The organism is Agromyces sp. NPDC029043, from assembly GCF_055564615.1.
Genome location: NZ_JBVHVX010000009.1, coordinates 169,693 through 187,315 on the forward strand (window position 1 = coordinate 169,693; position 17,623 = coordinate 187,315).

Annotated in this window: 16 protein-coding genes; 12 read left to right on the plus strand and 4 right to left on the minus strand. The window is 72.5% G+C overall.

The genetic code is table 11. The features are described from left to right. Window positions 1-181: 181 nt before the first annotated feature. The 5 genes from ACZ4TW_RS13300 to ACZ4TW_RS13320 all read left to right on the plus strand — a co-directional run bounded on the left by ACZ4TW_RS13300 (window position 182) and on the right by ACZ4TW_RS13320 (window position 7,127). On the plus strand, window positions 182-2,773 hold the full coding sequence (locus ACZ4TW_RS13300; RefSeq protein ID WP_465543205.1) for an FtsK/SpoIIIE domain-containing protein: 2,592 nt from the start codon (window positions 182-184) through the stop codon (window positions 2,771-2,773). A 127-nt stretch (window positions 2,774-2,900) separates the two neighbouring features. After that, window positions 2,901-4,115 carry an ABC transporter substrate-binding protein gene (locus tag ACZ4TW_RS13305; RefSeq protein WP_465543206.1) on the plus strand — a complete coding sequence of 405 codons (1,215 nt, stop codon included), beginning with the start codon at window positions 2,901-2,903 and terminating at the stop codon, window positions 4,113-4,115. Continuing rightward, entirely contained in the window at window positions 4,115-5,314 is a 1,200-nt protein-coding gene (locus ACZ4TW_RS13310; RefSeq protein ID WP_465543207.1) for an ABC transporter ATP-binding protein, read from the plus strand. Before ACZ4TW_RS13305 ends, ACZ4TW_RS13310 begins: the two co-directional genes overlap by 1 nt. A gap of 2 nt (window positions 5,315-5,316) precedes the next feature. Further along, window positions 5,317-6,228: an ABC transporter permease gene (locus tag ACZ4TW_RS13315; RefSeq protein ID WP_465543208.1), complete on the plus strand. Its 912-nt coding sequence runs from the start codon at window positions 5,317-5,319 to the stop codon at window positions 6,226-6,228. 95 nt (window positions 6,229-6,323) lie between these two features. Continuing rightward, window positions 6,324-7,127: an ABC transporter permease gene (locus ACZ4TW_RS13320; protein ID WP_465543221.1), complete on the plus strand. Its 804-nt coding sequence runs from the start codon at window positions 6,324-6,326 to the stop codon at window positions 7,125-7,127. A 61-nt stretch (window positions 7,128-7,188) separates the two neighbouring features. On the opposite strand, the gene ACZ4TW_RS13325 is transcribed toward ACZ4TW_RS13320, so the two are convergent. Continuing rightward, window positions 7,189-8,178 carry an asparaginase gene (locus tag ACZ4TW_RS13325; protein WP_465543209.1) on the minus strand — a complete coding sequence of 330 codons (990 nt, stop codon included), beginning with the start codon at window positions 8,176-8,178 and terminating at the stop codon, window positions 7,189-7,191. 3 nt (window positions 8,179-8,181) lie between these two features. After that, on the minus strand, window positions 8,182-9,570 hold the full coding sequence (gene gabT, locus ACZ4TW_RS13330; protein WP_465543210.1) for a 4-aminobutyrate--2-oxoglutarate transaminase: 1,389 nt from the start codon (window positions 9,568-9,570) through the stop codon (window positions 8,182-8,184). A gap of 102 nt (window positions 9,571-9,672) precedes the next feature. On the opposite strand from gabT, the gene ACZ4TW_RS13335 reads away from it, so the two are divergent. Continuing rightward, window positions 9,673-10,152 (plus strand): OsmC family protein, encoded by a 480-nt coding sequence (locus ACZ4TW_RS13335; RefSeq protein ID WP_465543211.1) that lies wholly within the window; start codon window positions 9,673-9,675, stop codon window positions 10,150-10,152. A 5-nt stretch (window positions 10,153-10,157) separates the two neighbouring features. On the opposite strand, the gene ACZ4TW_RS13340 is transcribed toward ACZ4TW_RS13335, so the two are convergent. Both ACZ4TW_RS13340 and ACZ4TW_RS13345 read right to left on the minus strand, forming a co-directional pair. Next, window positions 10,158-11,081: a hypothetical protein gene (locus tag ACZ4TW_RS13340; RefSeq protein WP_465543212.1), complete on the minus strand. Its 924-nt coding sequence runs from the start codon at window positions 11,079-11,081 to the stop codon at window positions 10,158-10,160. 41 nt (window positions 11,082-11,122) lie between these two features. Next, window positions 11,123-11,884, minus strand: a complete 762-nt coding sequence (locus tag ACZ4TW_RS13345; RefSeq protein ID WP_465543213.1) for a lysophospholipid acyltransferase family protein — start codon at window positions 11,882-11,884, stop codon at window positions 11,123-11,125. An 87-nt stretch (window positions 11,885-11,971) separates the two neighbouring features. Between ACZ4TW_RS13345 and ACZ4TW_RS13350 the strand changes: the two genes are divergently transcribed. The 6 genes from ACZ4TW_RS13350 to ACZ4TW_RS13375 all read left to right on the plus strand — a co-directional run bounded on the left by ACZ4TW_RS13350 (window position 11,972) and on the right by ACZ4TW_RS13375 (window position 17,466). Next, a complete protein-coding gene (locus ACZ4TW_RS13350) occupies window positions 11,972-12,613 on the plus strand; it encodes a 4'-phosphopantetheinyl transferase family protein (protein WP_465543214.1) in 642 nt (213 codons plus the stop codon). Between the two features lie 26 nt (window positions 12,614-12,639). Then, window positions 12,640-13,725 (plus strand): 1-deoxy-D-xylulose-5-phosphate reductoisomerase, encoded by a 1,086-nt coding sequence (gene dxr, locus ACZ4TW_RS13355; protein ID WP_465543215.1) that lies wholly within the window; start codon window positions 12,640-12,642, stop codon window positions 13,723-13,725. A 76-nt stretch (window positions 13,726-13,801) separates the two neighbouring features. Continuing rightward, window positions 13,802-15,127 (plus strand): M50 family metallopeptidase, encoded by a 1,326-nt coding sequence (locus tag ACZ4TW_RS13360; RefSeq protein ID WP_465543216.1) that lies wholly within the window; start codon window positions 13,802-13,804, stop codon window positions 15,125-15,127. A gap of 86 nt (window positions 15,128-15,213) precedes the next feature. Further along, the gene (locus ACZ4TW_RS13365) at window positions 15,214-16,377 is read left to right on the plus strand and encodes a sensor histidine kinase (protein ID WP_465543217.1); all 1,164 of its coding nucleotides are present in this window, start codon (window positions 15,214-15,216) and stop codon (window positions 16,375-16,377) included. Next, window positions 16,374-17,036 carry a response regulator gene (locus ACZ4TW_RS13370; protein ID WP_465543218.1) on the plus strand — a complete coding sequence of 221 codons (663 nt, stop codon included), beginning with the start codon at window positions 16,374-16,376 and terminating at the stop codon, window positions 17,034-17,036. The genes ACZ4TW_RS13365 and ACZ4TW_RS13370 overlap by 4 nt, the downstream gene beginning before the upstream one ends. Before the next feature lie 133 nt (window positions 17,037-17,169). After that, window positions 17,170-17,466, plus strand: a complete 297-nt coding sequence (locus ACZ4TW_RS13375; RefSeq protein WP_465543219.1) for an SHOCT domain-containing protein — start codon at window positions 17,170-17,172, stop codon at window positions 17,464-17,466. Window positions 17,467-17,623 lie beyond the last annotated feature (157 nt).

The window sequence follows — 17,623 nt, forward strand, 5'->3', positions numbered from 1 at the left end:
TGGTCGCGGTCGCGACCATGCTCGACGCCCGGCGGCACTCCGCCAGGGCGCGAGCTCGAGCCCTCGCCACGAGGCGAGACTCGCGCGACCGGCTGCGCGAGGAGATCGAGCGACGGCACGGGCTCGAACGCGACGCGCGTGGCGGAGCACGCCGTCGGCGCGGAACGCGGCACACCGCGCCGTGCCCGCGTGGCACCTCCCGGTTCCGCGCACGGTCGCGGTCGGGAGCGGCACGGCCGCCAGCGACCTCCGCGTCGACGGCGCGGCCGACGACGAGGAGGATGCCGAGCTGCTCCGCGATGCGAGCGCGCTCGCCGGCGCACCGGTGCGCGTCGATCCGGCCGCGGGGATCGGCTTCGTCGGGCCGACAGCGCTCGCCCGCGCGGCGGCGCGCGCGGCCGTGATCCAGTGCGCCGATGCGGCCGGCCCTGATCGCTTCGCAGTGCGCGGGCCCGGCGTCGGCTGGAGTTGGCTCGAGACGTTGCCGCATCGAGGGTGCACGACTCCGGCCGCGACGATCGTCGTGCACGAGCGTTCCCGTCTCGACGAGGCTTCGGTTCCCGACGTCACCACGACGACGGGCGAGGACGAGTTCACGATCGCGGTGGGCAGCCGCGTGGCGTCCCTTCAGCCGGGACTCGGCGCCGTCGTCGAGATCGCGTCGCCGCGTTCGGCGATCCTGCACCGCACGGGCCGTGCCCCGGTCGAGATCGTGCCCGAGCTGATCGCCGAAGCCGAGGCGTGGGAGTGGGCGGCGAGACTCGGGGTCGCCGCCCGGAGGGTCGGGTTCGGCACCCGAACGGGCGAGCTTCCCGAACGCGTCGCGCTGGCGGATCTTCCGCGAGGCCGGCCTCCCGACCCGCGGGACCGCGGCACGCTGCTCGTCGCGGTGGGCTCGACCGAAGCGGGCCCGCTCGAACTGGATCTCACCCTCGGCCCGCACGCCCTCGTCGCGGGCACGACGGGGAGCGGCAAGAGCGAGTTCCTCGTGGCGTGGCTCACGGCGCTTGCGACGGCCTATGCTCCCGATCGCGTCGCCTTCCTCCTCGTGGACTTCAAGGGCGGTGCGGCCTTCGAACCGCTCTTGGGTCTGCCGCACGTCACGGGCATCGTCACCGATCTCGACGAGTCGGAGGCCGGACGAGCGGTGGCGAGCATCCGCGCCGAGCTGCGGCGACGCGAGCAGGTGCTCCGCGCGGCCGGCGTCCGCGATGTCGCCGCGCTCGACGACGGCATCGAATTGCCGCGACTGGTGGTCGTCGTGGACGAGTTCCAGGCCATGGTCGAGCGATTCCCGGAGCTCGGCACGGTCATCGCCGACGTGGCCGCTCGAGGTCGTTCCCTCGGCGTGCACCTCGTCCTCGCCGCACAGCGCCCGAACGGCGTGGTCCGCGAGCAGGTGACGGCGAACTGCGGCATCCGCATCTCGCTGCGCGTACTGCACCGCGCCGACAGCGTCGCGATCCTCGGCAGCGACGCCGCGGCGGCGATCCCGCCGGGTCGTCCGGGGAGGGGGGTCGCCGACCCGGGGAACGGCCGGACGATCGCATTCCAGTCGGCGATCGCCGATGCTCGGGCGATCGAACGCGCACGGGCCGAGCATGCCGGCGCCGGTCGGCCCCGGCGACCGTGGCTCGACCCGTTGCCGCGAGCGCTGGTCCTCGACGATGTGCCCGCGGTCCTGGCGCACGGCCGGCCTGCGCGGTCGGGCGCCGCTGCCGTCGACGCGGCCTTCGATGCGCTCATGCTCGGCGTCGCCGACGACCCCGATCGGCAGCGGCGCGTCGCCGTCGAGTGGCGACCCGACCGCGAGGGGGCGCTCGCCGTGCTGGGCGCTCCCGGGTCCGGCCGCAGCGGCCTGCTCCATGCACTCGCCGAGCAGGTGGAACGCCGCGCCGGGCCGGAAGCCGTCGCCCGCATCGGGGGTCCCCGCAGCCGTGTCTGGGACCAGCTGAACGGGCTCGCCGAGGCGATCTCGGCCGGCACGCCGCTGCCTGCCGCCGCCGTGCTCATCGACGATCTCGACTCGGTGCTCGCCGGCTGGCCCGACGACTACCGCGTCGCAGCGCTCGCACGGGTCGAGGAGATCCTCCGCGGCGCCCGCGGAATCGGCCTGCCGGTCGCGGCGTCGGCCTGCCGGCTCACCGGATTCGGCGCGGGCCTGCGCGACCTCTTCACCGCGACCGCACTCCTCGGGCACGCGACCCGCGCCGATCTCGTGCACGCGGGGGGCGCCGGCGAACTCTGGGTTCGGGACGCATCGCCGGGAACGGGCCAGTGGGGCGGGCTCAGGGTGCAGTTCCTCACTGCCGACCAGCCGCCGCCGACGTGGGTCGACGAGACCGAACCGCTCGACCTCGCGGAGCATCCGCTCGTGGCGATCGCGTCGGCCGCGCCGACGGCGACCGCGCAGTCGATCGCATCCCGGGCACGGCAGGCGACCGTGATCCACCTCGATTCGACGCCCGAGGCGGCCGCCCGGGCCGCGGAGGCCCTGTCCGCGCCCGTGTCGACCGGAGCCCCGCGCATCGTGATCGGCGACGCGAATGCCTGGGCGGCCAACTGGGCGCTCGCCAATGCCGCACGGTCCCGCGCCACCGTGGTCGTCCAGGGCGGGACGACCGAGTACCGGGCACTCGCGCGAGGCACGAGCCTGCCGCCGCTGCTCGACGATCCCACCCGCCAGTGCTGGATGGCACCACTCGGCCAGACGCCTCGACGGTACGGATGGCCGATCGCCCCGACGACGGATTCCGTGCGTCACACCGGCTGAACGGCACTGATTCCGTGCGTTGCGTTCGCAGAAATTAACGATTCGGACATCAACTCGTGATTTCGGCCACGCAGTGTGTCATCATCTTCGCACCCCTGCACGCGCCGCAACATCGATAGGAGCTTCCGTGAGCAGCCGACCCCTTCCCCAGGACCCCATCGTCCGCGCCCTCATCGCGCAGGCCCGTCAGGCGCAGCTGACCCGCCGGACCCTTCTCGCCGGCGCCGGGGCCGGCGCGTCCGCACTCGCGCTCGCCGCGTGCTCGACGGGCGGCGGCCAGGCCAGGCCGACGGCAGCGGCCGACACCTCCTCGACCGACAAGACCCTGAACTGGGCGAACTGGGCCGCGTACATCGACGAGGACGACGCGGGCAACTACCCGACGCTCGACCGGTTCCAGGAGGAGACCGGCATCTCGGTCAACTACGAGGTCGCGGTCGACGACAACAACACGTACTACGGCAAGGTGAAGGACCAGCTGGCGCTCGGGCAGGACATCGGCGCCGACACCGTCTGCCTCACCGACTGGATGGTCTCCCGCTGGATCCGGCTCGGGTACACGCAGGAACTCGATCACGCGAACATCCCCAACATCGCCAACCTCGCACCGGCGCTCGAGAACCCGGACTTCGACCCGGGCCGCGCGCACTCCCTGCCGTGGCAGGGCGGCTTCGCCGGCATCTGCTGGAACGTCGAGAAGGTGCCCGGCGGGCTCGCCTCCGTGGAGGACCTCTGGAACTCCGAGCTCAAGGGGCGGGTCGGCGTCCTCTCCGAGATGCGCGACACGATGGGCCTCATCATGCTGCAGAACGGGGTCGACATCTCCGGCGAGTGGGGCGACAGCGAGTTCGATGCGGCCATCGAGATCCTTGACGAGCAGGTGGCCAACGGGCAGATCCGCAACATCAAGGGCAACTCCTACCTCGAGGACCTCAAGAGCGAGGACACGCTCGCGGCGATCTGCTGGTCGGGCGACATCACGGTGATCAACGCCGAGGCCGGCGACAAGTGGCAGTTCGCCATCCCCGACGCGGGCGGCACGCTGTGGAACGACAACTTCCTCATCCCGGTCGGCTCGCCGCGCAAGGCCAACGCCGAGACGCTCATCAACTACTACTACGAGCCCGAGGTCGCCGCCGAGGTCGCCGCCTGGGTGAACTACATCACGCCCGTCGTCGGGGCCCAGGAGGCCGCGGCGGCCATCGACCCCGAGCTCGCGGAGAACCAGCTGATCTTCCCGAACGAGGAGACGCTCTCGACCGCGCACATCTTCCGTGCCCTGACCGGCGCGGAGGAGCAGAAGTACCAGGCCCAGTTCCAGCAGATCCTCCTGGGTTCGTGATGTCGGTCCGCGAGTTCGCCGAACGCGGTGCCGACCTCGAGCTGGTCGGCATCCAGAAGCGCTTCCCCGGGTTCACCGCCATCGAGGAACTCGACCTGACCATCCCCGCCGGTTCGTTCTTCGCGCTGCTCGGTCCCTCTGGCTGCGGCAAGACGACCACGCTGCGACTCGTCGCGGGCCTCGAGGAACCCACCAAGGGGCGCATCCTCATCGGCGGGAAGGACGTCACCGACACGAGGGCGCACCAGCGCCCGGTCAACACGGTGTTCCAGAGCTACGCGCTGTTCCCGCACATGTCGATCATCGAGAACGTGGCATTCGGGCTGAAGCGCCGCCGCATCGACGACGCGCTCGGCAAGGCCCACGAGGCGCTGAAGCTCGTGGAGCTCGACCACCTCGCGCAGCGGCGTCCCGCGCAGCTCTCGGGCGGCCAGCAGCAGCGCGTCGCACTGGCGCGCGCGATCGTGAACCGCCCGGCACTGCTGCTGCTCGACGAGCCGCTCGGTGCACTCGACCTGAAGTTGCGGCGTCAGATGCAGCTCGAGCTGAAGACGATCCAGGAGGAGGTCGGACTGACCTTCCTCCACGTCACGCACGACCAGGAGGAGGCCATGACCATGGCCGACACCGTCGCCGTGATGAACAAGGGCGCGATCGAGCAGATGGGCGCGCCCGAGGAGCTCTACGAGCTGCCCCGAACGGCGTTCGTCGCGAACTTCCTCGGCAAGTCGAACCTGTTCACGGGCGACGTCGTCGGCACCACGAGCGACGCGATCACGGTCGACGCGGGCGGTCACCGCATCACGGTGCCGACGGCCCGCGCCCAGCGGCACCAGGGCCTCGTGACGGTCGGCGTACGACCCGAGAAGGTCGCGCTGCACCTCGACGAACCGGCATCCGCACCCGGGCGCAACGCGCTCGGTCCCGGCCGGGTCATCGACGTCTCCTTCGCGGGCGTGAGCACCGAGTACATCGTCGCGATCCCGGGCGTCGGCACGATCTCGGTGTTCGCCCAGAACGTCGGCTTCGGCCCGGTCGCGGCCGAGGGCGCCGAGGTGTGGGTGAGCTGGGAGGTCGAGCACGGCTTCGGGCTCGCCGACGAGCCCGACGAGTCGAGCCGGTTCGCGGCCGACGCCGACACGCAGTCGATCGCGGTGCAGCGTCGCGAGGCGCTCATCTCGGAGCTCGAGGGAAGCTGAGGATGGCCTTCGCAGCATTCGCGACGGCGGAGGCGCAGCCCCAGGCACCGAAGCGGAAGAGTCCCATCGCGCTCTTCCTCCTCCTGCCCGGCATCCTCTACCTCGTCCTGTTCTTCCTGACGCCGCTGATCTCGCTCGTCCTGACGTCGCTGCAGGCGCCGAACGAGTTCGGCGACATCGGCGTGTACGACTACGCGTTCAACTGGCAGAACTACGTCACGGTCGTCGATGCGTACTGGCCGCACATCCTGCGCTCGTTCGGGTACGCGCTCGCCGCGACGGTGTTCGCGCTGCTCTTCAGCTACCCGATCGCGTACTTCATCGGCGTCAAGGCGCGGCGGTGGCCGCTCCTCCAGAGCCTGCTGCTCGTGCTGGTGATCGCCCCGTTCTTCATCAGCTTCCTGCTGCGCACGCTCGCGTGGAAGCAGATCCTCTCCGACGAGTCGCTCATCATCACGTCGCTGAAGGCGCTGTCGCTGCTCGCACCCGACGCGTACTTCGCCGGCACCCCCTTCGCGGTCATCTTCGGCCTCACGTACAACTTCATCCCGTTCATGACGCTGCCGCTCTACACGACCCTAGAACGGCTCGACACGCGCTATCTCGAGGCCGGGAGCGACCTGTACGCGAACCCGTTCACCGTGTTCCGGAAGGTCACGATCCCGCTGTCGATGCCGGGCATCGTGGCGGGCACCCTGCTGACCTTCATCCCGGCGGCAGGTGACTACGTCAACGCCAGCCGGGACTTCCTCGGCGGGCCCGACACCCAGATGATGGGCAACGTGATCGAGGCAAACTTCCTCGTGCTGCTGAACTACCCGGCGGCCGCGGCGCTCTCGATCATCCTGATGGCGGCGATCCTGGTGCTCGTGGGGGTCTACGTGAAGCGATCCGGAACGGAGGACCTGCTGTGAGCGGTGAGGTGCAGGCCGCCGCCGTGCTCGGCGGACTGGCGGAGAGCGAGGAGGTCGAGGACCGGCGCGGACCGCAGCGGCCACGGGGCCGGAGGTTGGGACTCGGCGATTGGCTCCTGCCGATCTACGTGACGCTGGCCTTCATCTTCCTGCTGATCCCGATCGTCTACACGTTCGTGTTCTCGTTCAACGACTCGATCAAGTCGAACATCGCGTGGCGCGGGTTCACCCTCGACAAGTGGCTGAACGTGTGCAACGTCGAAGGCGGAGCGGTGTGCGAGGCGTTCGGCAACAGCATCGTGATCGGCCTCGTGTCGACGGTCGTGGCCACGACGCTCGGGACCATGATCGCGATCGCCCTCGTGCGATACCGGTTCCGCGCCCGGTCGGCGATCAGCCTGCTGCTGTTCCTCCCGATGGCGACCCCCGAGGTCGTGCTCGGTGCGGGCCTCGCGGCGCAGTTCCTGGCCGTCGGCGTCCCGAAGGACATGCTGACGATCATCCTCGCGCACACGATGTTCTGCATCAGCTTCGTCGTGGTCACGGTGAAGGCCCGCGTCGCCAGCCTCGACCCCGCGCTCGAGGAGGCCGGTCGCGACCTGTACGGATCGCCTCGCGAGGTGTTCTGGCGCGTGACGTTCCCGCTGCTCCTGCCGGGCATCCTGGCGGCGGCCATGCTCGCGTTCGCGCTCAGCTTCGATGACTTCATCATCACGAACTTCAACTCCGGTTCGGTGTCGACGTTCCCGAAGTACATCTACATCTCGGCGTCGCGGGGCATCCCGGCCGAGGCCAACGTGATCGCGTCGGCGGTGTTCATCGTCGCGCTGGTCATCGTCGTGATCGCACAGGTGTCGCGGGCCGCGAGGGCGAAGCGGCTCGCCGCGGCCACGGGCTGAGCCTGACGAGCCAGACGACGGATGCCGCGACCCGACGGGTCGCGGCATCCGTCGTCGTGGCTCAGACCGTGGCGCGGATGCGCCCGACGACCGCGCCGCCGCCCAGCACGTCGAGCCCGAGATCGGGCTCGACCGCGTCGACCGCCGGCGATTCGAGCGCACCCGCTCCGGCGAGCAGGCGGGCGGCGACGATCGCCGACGCCCGCGGCGAGCCGTCGAGCATCTTCAGGGCCACGGTCGTGCCGTCGGGCGCCGTCATGACCTGGACGCCCTCGGCGCCGAACTTCGAGAACACGCCGAGCCGGTCGATCACGACCGTGTCGGGCCGGCCCGTGCCGGCGACGGCCCAGCCGTTCGACCGCACACCGTCGGCGAGCGCCGCCGCCTCGCGGAAGAGCGCGAACGGCGACGAGGCCGACGACGTGGCGATCTTCTGGATGCCGCGCGCGAGCCCCGTGAGGCTGAGCGCGTGCACCGGCGCTCCGCACCCGTCGACCACGGTCGCCACCGGCCGTTCGCCCGTGAGCCGCTCGAGCACGTCGAGCACGCGCTTCTGCAGGGCGTGCTCGGGGTCGAGGTAGCCGTCGAGCGCCCAGCCGTTGGCACGGCAGGCGAGCAGCATCGCGGCGTGCTTGCCCGAGCAGTTCATCGTGATGGGCTCGGCGCGCTGGCCGGCGCGCACCAGCTCGTCACGCGACGCACGGTCGGTCGGGAAGTCGGGCGGGCAGCGCAACGCCGAGGCGGGAAGCGACTCCCGAGCGAGCAGCCCGCGCACCAGCGCGACGTGGCGTGCCGTTCCGGTGTGGCTCGCGGTGGCGATGGCGGCATCCTCGCCGCGGAGGGTCACGCCGGAGGTCATCACGGCAACCGCCTGGAACGGCTTCATGCTCGAGCGGGGCAGCACGGGTGCAGCGGGGTCGCCCAGCGTGCGCACCACCTCGCCGCCGGGCGCGAGCACGATCGCCGAGCCGACGTGGCGCGACTCGACGAAGGCGCCGCGCTCGAGCACGGCGAGCTCGACGGCGGCGGAGGCCGGGAAGGTCGCGGCCACGGCTCAGGCGAGGGCCGCGAGGGCCTCGTCGAGCACGCCCAGCGCGTCCTCGATGAGCGCGTCGGTCATGCGCAGGCTCGGCAGGAACCGCAGGACGTTGCCCCATGTGCCGGCACTGAGGAAGAGCACGCCGCGCTCGGCGGCGTACGAGACGATCTTGCCGACGGCCTCCGAATCGGGCTCCTTCGTGGTCTCGGCGGTGCCGGGCCGGACGAGCTCGATCGCGATCATGGCGCCGTGCCCGCGGATGTCGCCGATGACGTCGTACTTCCCACGAAGGCGCTCGAGGCCGGCGGTGAGCGTGACCTCGATGCGGCGCCCCTCGGCGAGCAGGCCCTCCTCGTCGATGGCCTCGAAGACGGCGATCGCCGCGGCGCACGCGACCGGGTTGCCGCCGAAGGTGCCGCCCAGCCCGCCGGGCTGCGAGGCATCCATGATCTCGGCGCGGCCGGTGACCGCCGCGAGCGGGAGGCCCGCCGCGATGCCCTTGGCCGACAGCACGAGGTCGGGCGTCCAGCCGAAGTGCTCGGCGGCGTAGTACCGACCGGTGCGCGCCATGCCCGACTGGATCTCGTCGGCGATCATGACGACGCCGTTCGCGGTGCACCATTCCTGCAGCGCCGGGAGGAAACCGTCGGCCGGGACCATGAAGCCGCCCTCGCCTTGGATGGGCTCGACCACGAGGCAGGCGAGGTCGGTCGCGCCGACCACCTTCTCGAGGTAGCCGATCGTGCGCGCGGCAGCATCGGCGCCTGTGAGGCCGTCGCGGTACGGGTAGGAGCTCGGGGCGTGGTAGACGTCGCCCGCGAGCGGGCCGAAGCCGGTCGCGTACGGCATGGCCTTGTAGTTCATGGCCATGGTGAGGTTGGTGCGGCCGTGGTACGCGTGGTCGAGCACGGCGACGGCCCGCCGACCCGTGAACTTGCGGGCGATCTTGACGCCGTTCTCGACGGCCTCGGCGCCCGAGTTGACGAGCACCGACTTCTTGGCGAAGTCGCCGGGCGTGTGCCGGGCGAGCAGCTCGGCGACGCGCACATACTCCTCGTAGGGCGTGATCGTGAAGAGGGTGTGCAGCACGTCGCGCGCCTGCCCGCTGACCGCCTCGACGACCCGCGCGGGCGTGTGCCCGGCGGTCGTGACGCCGATCCCGGCGCCGAAGTCGAGGAAGTGGTTGCCGTCGACGTCGACGAGCACCGCGCCGTTCGCGCGCTCGATGTAGACCGGGAGCACGCTGGACACGCCGGAGGAGACGACCGCGGTGCGGCGCGCCTGCAGTTCCTGCGACCGGGGACCGGGGATGGCGGTGACGATCCGTCGTTCCTGCGGCACGGCGGCGGCCGGGGCGGCGGACTCGGCGGGCAGAGACTCGACGGGGGTCTGGGTGTCAGTCATGGTCGTCCCAGCTTATCGTCGCGGGTGCGGGCCGCCGTGGGCGGGGTGGTGCAGAATCGACGACGACGGTCGCCCGGAACGGGCGCGGGACGGAGGCGGCGGATGCTCGGCGAGCACCACTACGCGATCGAGCTCGAGTGGCAGGGCGATCGTGGCGAGGGCACGTCGTCGTACCGGGCCTACGGCCGGCAGCACGCCGTGCGGGCCGCGGGCAAGCGCCACGAGATCGCCGGGTCGAGCGACCGCGCCTTCCACGGCGATCGCGACCGCTGGAATCCCGAGGAGCTCGTGCTCGCCGCGCTGAGCGAGTGCCACATGCTCTCGTACCTGCACGTCGCCACGAACCACGGGGTCGTGGTGGTGGGCTACGCGGATGACGCGTCCGCGCGCATGCTCGAGGACGGCCGGGGAGGCGGCCGGCTCGTCGAGGCCGTCCTGCGCCCCCGGGTCACCGTCGCCGACCCGTCGATGCGCGAGCTCGCGGAATCGCTCCACCACGAGGCGTCGGAGAAGTGCTTCATCGCGGCATCCGTCAACTTCCCCGTGCGACACGAGCCCGTCACGCTCGTGCGCGGCGAGTAGCCGGGTCAGGTCGCGGGCAGCACCACGGGCCCCGGCGCGTCGGGCGCGGGCGGTGCGGCGGGCGGGCACGGGTACCCGCCCACCAGCCGCGAGCACGGCGGGAAGTACGCCGGCAGGCGCTCCTCCTGCGGATCGCCGAACCATCGATGCCAGAGGCGCCAGAAGTTCAGGTTGCCGTATGCCGAGCAGCCGTCGCCGCCCGACGGGTCGTCGAGCACGGCGCCGTTCGGCTGGTAGGGCGTGTAGTTGTAGAGGTTCGCGGTGGCCTGGTTGCGGATCTGCACCGAGGAGACCCCGCACGCGGCATCCGGATGGAACGGCACGTCGACGCGGCCGATCCGGAACTGCCGGTCGGGCTGCGCGGAGTACTGACGGAACTGCCAGCCCGCCCGGTACACCTGGTTGAAAAAGCCGAAGTACCGGGCATCGCAGTCGGCCGTGTCGGGGCAGCCGTAGCCCGTCGCACGCTCGTAGCCGCGCGCGGTGGGGTGCGTCAGCAGCGACTGCTCCTTCTGGAGGAGCACGAGGAACGTGCGGGGGCTGATGTCGCACGCGGCGGCGACCTCGGCGATGATGCGGCTGGCCGGCATGCGCGACTCGCCCTCGACCGCATCGCAGTGCATCGGTCCGGCCGCGGGAACGTCGGCGACGTCCTCCTCGTAGTCGGCCAGGCAGGGCACGTCGTCGACCGGGCGGCAGTCGCGCGCCTCGAGGAAGTCCTGGATGGCGGCCTCGGTCATGGCCCCGGCGTCGTAGAACGCGTCGTCGCTGACGATGAACCCCGGGTCGAACTGGTCGGCCGACGGGATCCGGCGGTCGCCGGACGACCCTTCGCCGCGGTCGAAGTCGCCCGGCGCGCTGCAGCCGGCCAGGGCGAGCGCGACGGATGCCGCGAGCGCGGCGATCCACGTGCGCGCCGTCGTCCTCATCGGGTCGACGATACCGGCGCCGGCTCCTCGGTCGCTGGGAATCAGACCCGCTCGCGCGGGGCGACGCGGTCGGCGATCTTCGCGAGCGTGCCCTGCGGCGGCAGCTCGTTGTAGGCGTGTGCGAGCTCTTGGCCGGACAGCGCGTGGATCGCAGCCATGATCTCGTCGGTCGCGGCGCGACGTGCGCGCCCCGAGTCGGCGCCTCCGTGGCGGCTCACGTCGATCGGCGCGCCGAAGCGCACCGTCACGGGCCGAACCCGGGGCAGCTTCGTTCCGACGGGCTGGATCTCCTGCGTGCCCACGAGGCCGACGGGCACGACGATCGCGCCGGTGGTCAGGGCGAGCCAGGCCACGCCGGTGCGGCCCTTGTAGAGACGGCCGTCGAGCGAGCGCGTGCCCTCGGGGTAGAGCGCGAAGGCGCTGCCCGCCTCGAGGATGCGCCGGCCCTGGTCGAGCGCGGCCTGTGCGGCCGCCCCCGCGCCGCGCTCGACGCTCACGGCGCCGATCGCGGTGAAGAACGTGCGGGAGACCCAGCCCTTCACGCCGCTCCCGGTGAAGTAGTGCGACTTGGCGAGGAACTGGACGGGGCGCGGCGCGGCGAGCGGGATGACGATGCTGTCGACGAAGGACAGGTGGTTCGAGGCGAGGATGACGGCGCCGTGGCGCGGCACGTTCTCGTCGCCGGTGATGGTCGGGCGGTAGATCATCCGGACGAGCGGTCGGAGGACGCCGCGGACGAGGCCGTAGACGGGGCCGGGCTTCGACGGCGGGGCGGGGACGGCGTCGGCCTCGATCTCACTCACCCTCCGACGCTACGGCACCCGATATGCACAGGACGGAATATCCGCCGTCCGACGAGCGGGCCGCGTCGCGTGCGCCATCATGGGCGAATGGACCTCAGCGCGGACGACGTCGTCGAGCTCGGCGACTCGGGCGTTCGCGTCGCCGTCGCCACGACGGGCCGGCGCGGGCCGGCCGTCGACGCGGTGCTCCGCGCCCACCTCGCGGGCACGGCGGGCGTGCCGGCCGACGACGTCGAGATCGACCACGCCTGCGCGCAATGCGGCGCGCGCCACGGCCGTCCGACGGTGCGGTACCCGACGACGCCGTCGGGGGGCCCCTGGTTCGCCGACGCCGCGGTGGCGGGCGGCGTCGTCGTGGCGGCCGTGGGCGCGCGCCATCCGGTGGGGGTGGGCATCGAGGTCGCGGTGGCCGACGTCGCGCCCCTCGTCGACGAGGTCGCCCTGCATCCCGACGAGCGCGACCGGCTGGAGGCGCTGGATGCCGCCGCCCGGCCGCTCGTGCGCGCCACGCTCTGGGCGCGCAAGGCCGCGCTGTTGCGGGCGCTCGGGCACGCGGGCGTCATCGAGCCGTCTCGGCTCGCCGTGAGCCTGCCCGGCGAGGATGACGGTGTCGGGCGCGTCGTGCGCACGGTGTCCGAGTTCGGATCGACGTGGGATCGGATCCGGCTGCACGACGTCGCGGTGCCCGGCCCGGTCGCGGCGTCCGTCGCCGTGCTGCCCCGTCGTTGACCGGGGCCCCGGCCTAGAGTGGTCGGGTGCGCAGCGTCATCATCCTCGGGTCCACGGGTTCCATCGGCACGCAGGCGCTCGACGTCATCCGCGCGAACCCGAACCGGTTCGAGGTCGTGGGCCTCGGGGTCGGGTCGAACCGCGTCGAGCTCGACGCGCAGGCGGCCGAGTTCGGCGTCGAGCACACCGCGGTCGGCGTCGAGGAGGCCGTGCAGCTCGTGCGCAGCGTCGACGCCGACGTGGTGCTGAACGGCATCACGGGCTCGGTCGGCCTCGGCCCGACCCTCGCTACGCTCGAGCGGGGCGCGACGCTGGCCCTGGCCAACAAGGAGTCGCTCATCGTCGGCGGCGACCTCGTCACGCGCCTCGCCCGTCCCGGCCAGATCGTGCCCGTCGACTCCGAGCACTCCGCGATCGCGCAGGCCCTGCGGTCGGGCACGCACGAGGAGGTCCGGCGGCTCGTGCTCACCGCATCGGGCGGCCCCTTCCGCGGGCGCACGCGCCGCGAACTCGCCGGCGTGACCCCCGCCGAGGCCCTCGCGCACCCGACCTGGGACATGGGCCTCGTGGTCACGACCAATTCGGCGACGCTCGTGAACAAGGGCCTCGAGGTCATCGAGGCGCACCTGCTGTTCGACATCGACTACGACCGCATCGACGTGGTCGTGCACCCGCAGTCGATCGTGCACTCGATGGTGGAGTTCGTGGACGGATCGACCATCGCGCAGGCGTCGCCGCCCGACATGCGGCTGCCGATCTCGCTCGGCCTCGACTGGCCCCACCGCGTCGCCGCGGCAGGGAGGCCGCTCGATTGGACGACCGCCCAGCAGTGGACGTTCGAGCCGCTCGACGACGACGCGTTCCCCGCCGTGCGCCTGGCCAAGCAGGTCGGCCGCGCGGGCGGCGAGTACCCGGCCGTGTTCAACGCCGCGAACGAGCAGGCGGTCGCGGCGTTCCACGCCGGGCGCATCGGTTTCACCGACATCGTCGACACCGTGCGCGAGGTCGTCGACGGGCACGAGGCGGGCGCCGGCACGCTCACGGTCGACTCGCTCGCCGACGCGGAGCGCGCGGCGCGGCGGGCGGCCGACCTGCGCATCGCCAAGGGGTAGCGGGACGCACGCGGCGCGCCATCCGCTCACAGCCCGCGGCCAGCGCGCACCAAGGGATCGCCCCTACGATGACGGGGTGGATTCCGTGCTCGCATTCGTGATCGGCGTCGCCATCATCGTGGTCGGCCTCGCCGTCTCGATCGGCCTGCACGAGATCGGGCACCTCGTGCCCGCCAAGCTCTTCGGCGTCAAGGTGACGCAGTACATGATCGGCTTCGGGCCGACGATCTGGTCCAAGCGCAAGGGCGAGACCGAGTACGGCGTCAAGGCCATCCCGCTCGGCGGCTACATCGCCATGATCGGCATGTTCCCGCCCGGCAAGGGCCAGGGCGCCAAGGAGGACAGCACCGGGTTCTTCCGCACGCTCGTGCAGGATGCGCGCGACTCGAGCGCCGAGTCGATCACCTCCGGCGATGAGCACCGAGCCTTCTACCGCCTGCCGGTGTGGAAGCGCATCGTCGTGATGTTCGGCGGGCCGTTCATGAACCTGGTGCTCGCGATCGTCCTGTTCGGCGTGCTCCTCATGGGGTTCGGCATCGCGCAGCCCTCGACCACCATCGGCTCCGTCTCCGAGTGCGCGCTGCCCGCGACGAGCGAGCGGCAGACCTGCGAGCCGGGCGATCCGGCGGCGCCCGGTGCCGAGGCCGGCCTGCAGCCGGGCGACACGATCCTGGTCGTTGCGGGCGAGCCGATCGAGTCGTGGACCGAGTCGACCGCGATCATCCGCGACCACCCCGGCCAGGCGATCGAGATGGTCGTGCTGCGCGACGGCGAGGAGGTCGACCTCGAGGTCACGCCGCTGCTGAGCGAGCGGTACGTCACCGACGAGCGGGGCGTGGTCGTCACGGATGCCGCGGGCGAGCCCGTGACGGTGCAGGCGGGCTTCGTCGGCATCGGCCCGGCCTCCGAGACCGTGCGCCAGCCGGTGACGGCCGTGCTGCCCCAGGTCGGCGAGAACGTGCGGGCCGTGGCCGGCATCATTCTGAACCTGCCGCAGCGGATCATCGACGTGGCCGAGGCCGCGTTCGGACCGGAGGAGCGCGACCCGAACGGCCCGATCTCGGTCGTCGGCGTGGGCCGAGTGGCGGGCGAGATCGCGAGCCTCGACGAGGTGCCGATCGCGTCGAAGGCCGCGGGCCTGGTGGGCATCCTCGCGTCGCTGAACGTCGCCCTGTTCGTGTTCAACCTGATCCCGCTGCTGCCGCTCGACGGCGGCCACATCGCCGGCGCGCTGTGGGAGGCGATCCGCCGGGGCTGGGCCAGGCTGCGCCGACAGCCCGACCCGGGCCCGGTCGACCTCGCCAAGCTCATGCCGCTGACCTTCGCGGTCGTGATCGTGCTCGGCGCGATGAGCGCGCTGCTCATCTACGCCGACATCGTGAAGCCGGTCAGCCTGTTCTGAGGCCGTCGCCCGTACTCCGCGGGGAGTACGGCGCGCGCCTCCGCAGGGTCGATCCGTCGCGCGGTCCGCGGCGCTAGCATCGGGGGATGCCCGCGCCACCGTGGGACGGACCGTCCCGCCGGGACGGACGGACCGAGCGATTCCGGCCCTCGCCGACGTTCACGCTCGTCGCGCCGGTCGTCCTCAGCCTCCTGGTGCAGGTGCCCGCGGCGATCGGCATCGCGCTGCAGCACGCCGGGTGGGCGGGCGGCCTCGCGCAGGTCGCGCTCGCCGCGGCCGGGCCGCTGGCGTTGCTCGCCGCGCGCCGTGCGCCCGGGCCGGTGGTCGCGGTCGTCTCGGCGCTCGCGCTCGTGGACGTGCTGTTCGCGCCCGACGCGGGCCCGCCGTACGTCGCGCTGGCGTTCGCGATCGTGCTCGCGGTCGTGCGCGGCGCGCTCGCGTGGGCCGTCCCGTCGGTGGTCGTCGGATGGATCGCCGCCATCTCGCTCGGCGCGACCCTCGGGCTGTCGTGGCATCCGTTCCGCATCGCGCTCACGACGGCGCTGCTCGCCGCCTGCTTCGGGATCGGCGCGTTCGTGCGGACGCGCCGCGACCGCATCGCCGCGTACCGGGCCGACGCCGCCCGTCGCCGGCAGACCGCCGAGGAGCGCGAGCGGGTCCGCATCGCCCGGGAGCTGCACGACGTGATCGGGCACGCCCTCTCGCAGATCAACGTGCAGGCGAGCGTCGGCCTGCACCTCATGGACCGCGATCCCGCCCAGGCGCGCATCGCGCTCGAGCACGTCAAGACGACGTCGAAGACCGCGCTCGAGGAGGTGCGCAGCGTCCTCGGCGTCATCCGCGGCGACGCCGACGCCCCGCTCGCGCCGCTCGCCGAGCTCGCGGAGCTCCCGCGGCTGGCCGCCGGACTGGCCTCCCCGGGGTTCCGCGTCGAGCTGGTCGACCGGCTCGAGGAGGCACCCGGGCGCGCCGTGCAGTTCGCGGCCTATCGCATCGCGCAGGAGGCGCTCACGAACATCGTCCGCCACGCCGGCGCGACGGTGGCGGTCGTGACCGTCGAGCGGCTCGGCGACGACCTGCTGCTCACGGTCGACGACGACGGCCGCGGGCTGCAGGGCGCGGCGGAGGGCAGCGGCATCCTCGGCATGCGCGAGCGCGCGGCGCTGCTCGGCGGCTCGGTCGAGGTCGATCGGTCCCCTCGCGGGGGCACCCGCGTGACCGCGCGACTGCCGTGGGGAGCGACGGCATGATCCGGGTGGCCCTCGCCGACGACCAGGTCCTCGTGCGCGCTGGCTTCCGTGCGCTGCTCGAGGCGGAGCCCGACCTCGAGGTGGTCGGCGAGGCCTCGACGGGCGACGAGCTGCTCGCGCTCGTGCGGTCGACGCCGGTCGACGTCGTGCTCATGGACATCCGGATGCCCGGCGGCGACGGCCTGTGGGCGACGGAACGGATCGCCGAGGATCCCGCGCTCGCAGGCGTGCATGTGGTCGTGGTCACGACGTTCGAGCTCGACGAGTACGTGGCGCGGGCCGTGCGGGCCGGCGCGAGCGGGTTCCTCGTGAAGGACACCGAGCCCGTCGACCTCATCCGCGCCGTGCGCGTCGTGGCCGGCGGCGAGGCCCTGCTGTCACCGGGCGTGACCAAGCGCCTGCTGGAGCGCATGGCGACCGGGCTCCGCGAGGCGCCGGACGCGTCGCGCCTCGCGGCGCTGACCGAGCGCGAGCGCGAGGTGTTGCGGCTCGTGGGGCTGGGGCTCACGAACGACGAGATCGCCGACCGGCTCGTCCTGAGCCCGCTGACGGCCAAGACGCACGTGTCGCGGATCATGTCGAAGCTGCACGCCCGCGACCGCGTCCAGCTCGTGGTCGTCGCCTACGAGTCGGGGCTCGTCGCCCCGGGCTGGCAGTAGCAGCCGGCGCATCGCGGCTGCTCCCGGGGGAGCAGTGCGAATGCCTCCCGGCGGCGGATCCGTCGCGGCCGCGCCGTCGCGAGCATGGTCGTGACGGTCCGATCCGGGGCCGCACGATCAAGGAGCGACCGACATGCTCACCACCCTCGCCACCGCCACGGTGGTCACCCACGCCGGCCCATGGGCGGCCGGCTGGGGATGGGCCTTCTTCCTCATCCCCGTGTTCTGGATCCTGCTCATCGGCCTCGTCGTCTTCCTCGTCATGCGCGGGCGGCGCCGCGCGTGGGCCGAGGGCGGCTATGGACCGCCGTGGGCGCGCGCCGCGTCGGCCGAGTCGACGCTCGCCGAGCGCTTCGCGCAGGGCGACATCGACGAGACCGAGTACCGGGCGCGCCTGGAGGTCCTGCGGGCGAACCGGCCGAACCGCTGAGCGGCGGCGGGGGGGGGGGGGGGGCCCCCCCCCCCCCCCCCCCACCCCCACCCCCCCCCCCCCCCACCCCCCCCCCCCCCCCCGCGCCCCCCCCCCCCCCCCCGAGGCCCGCGTACACGCAACCCCCCCACTCCCCCCCCCACCCCCACTGCCCCCC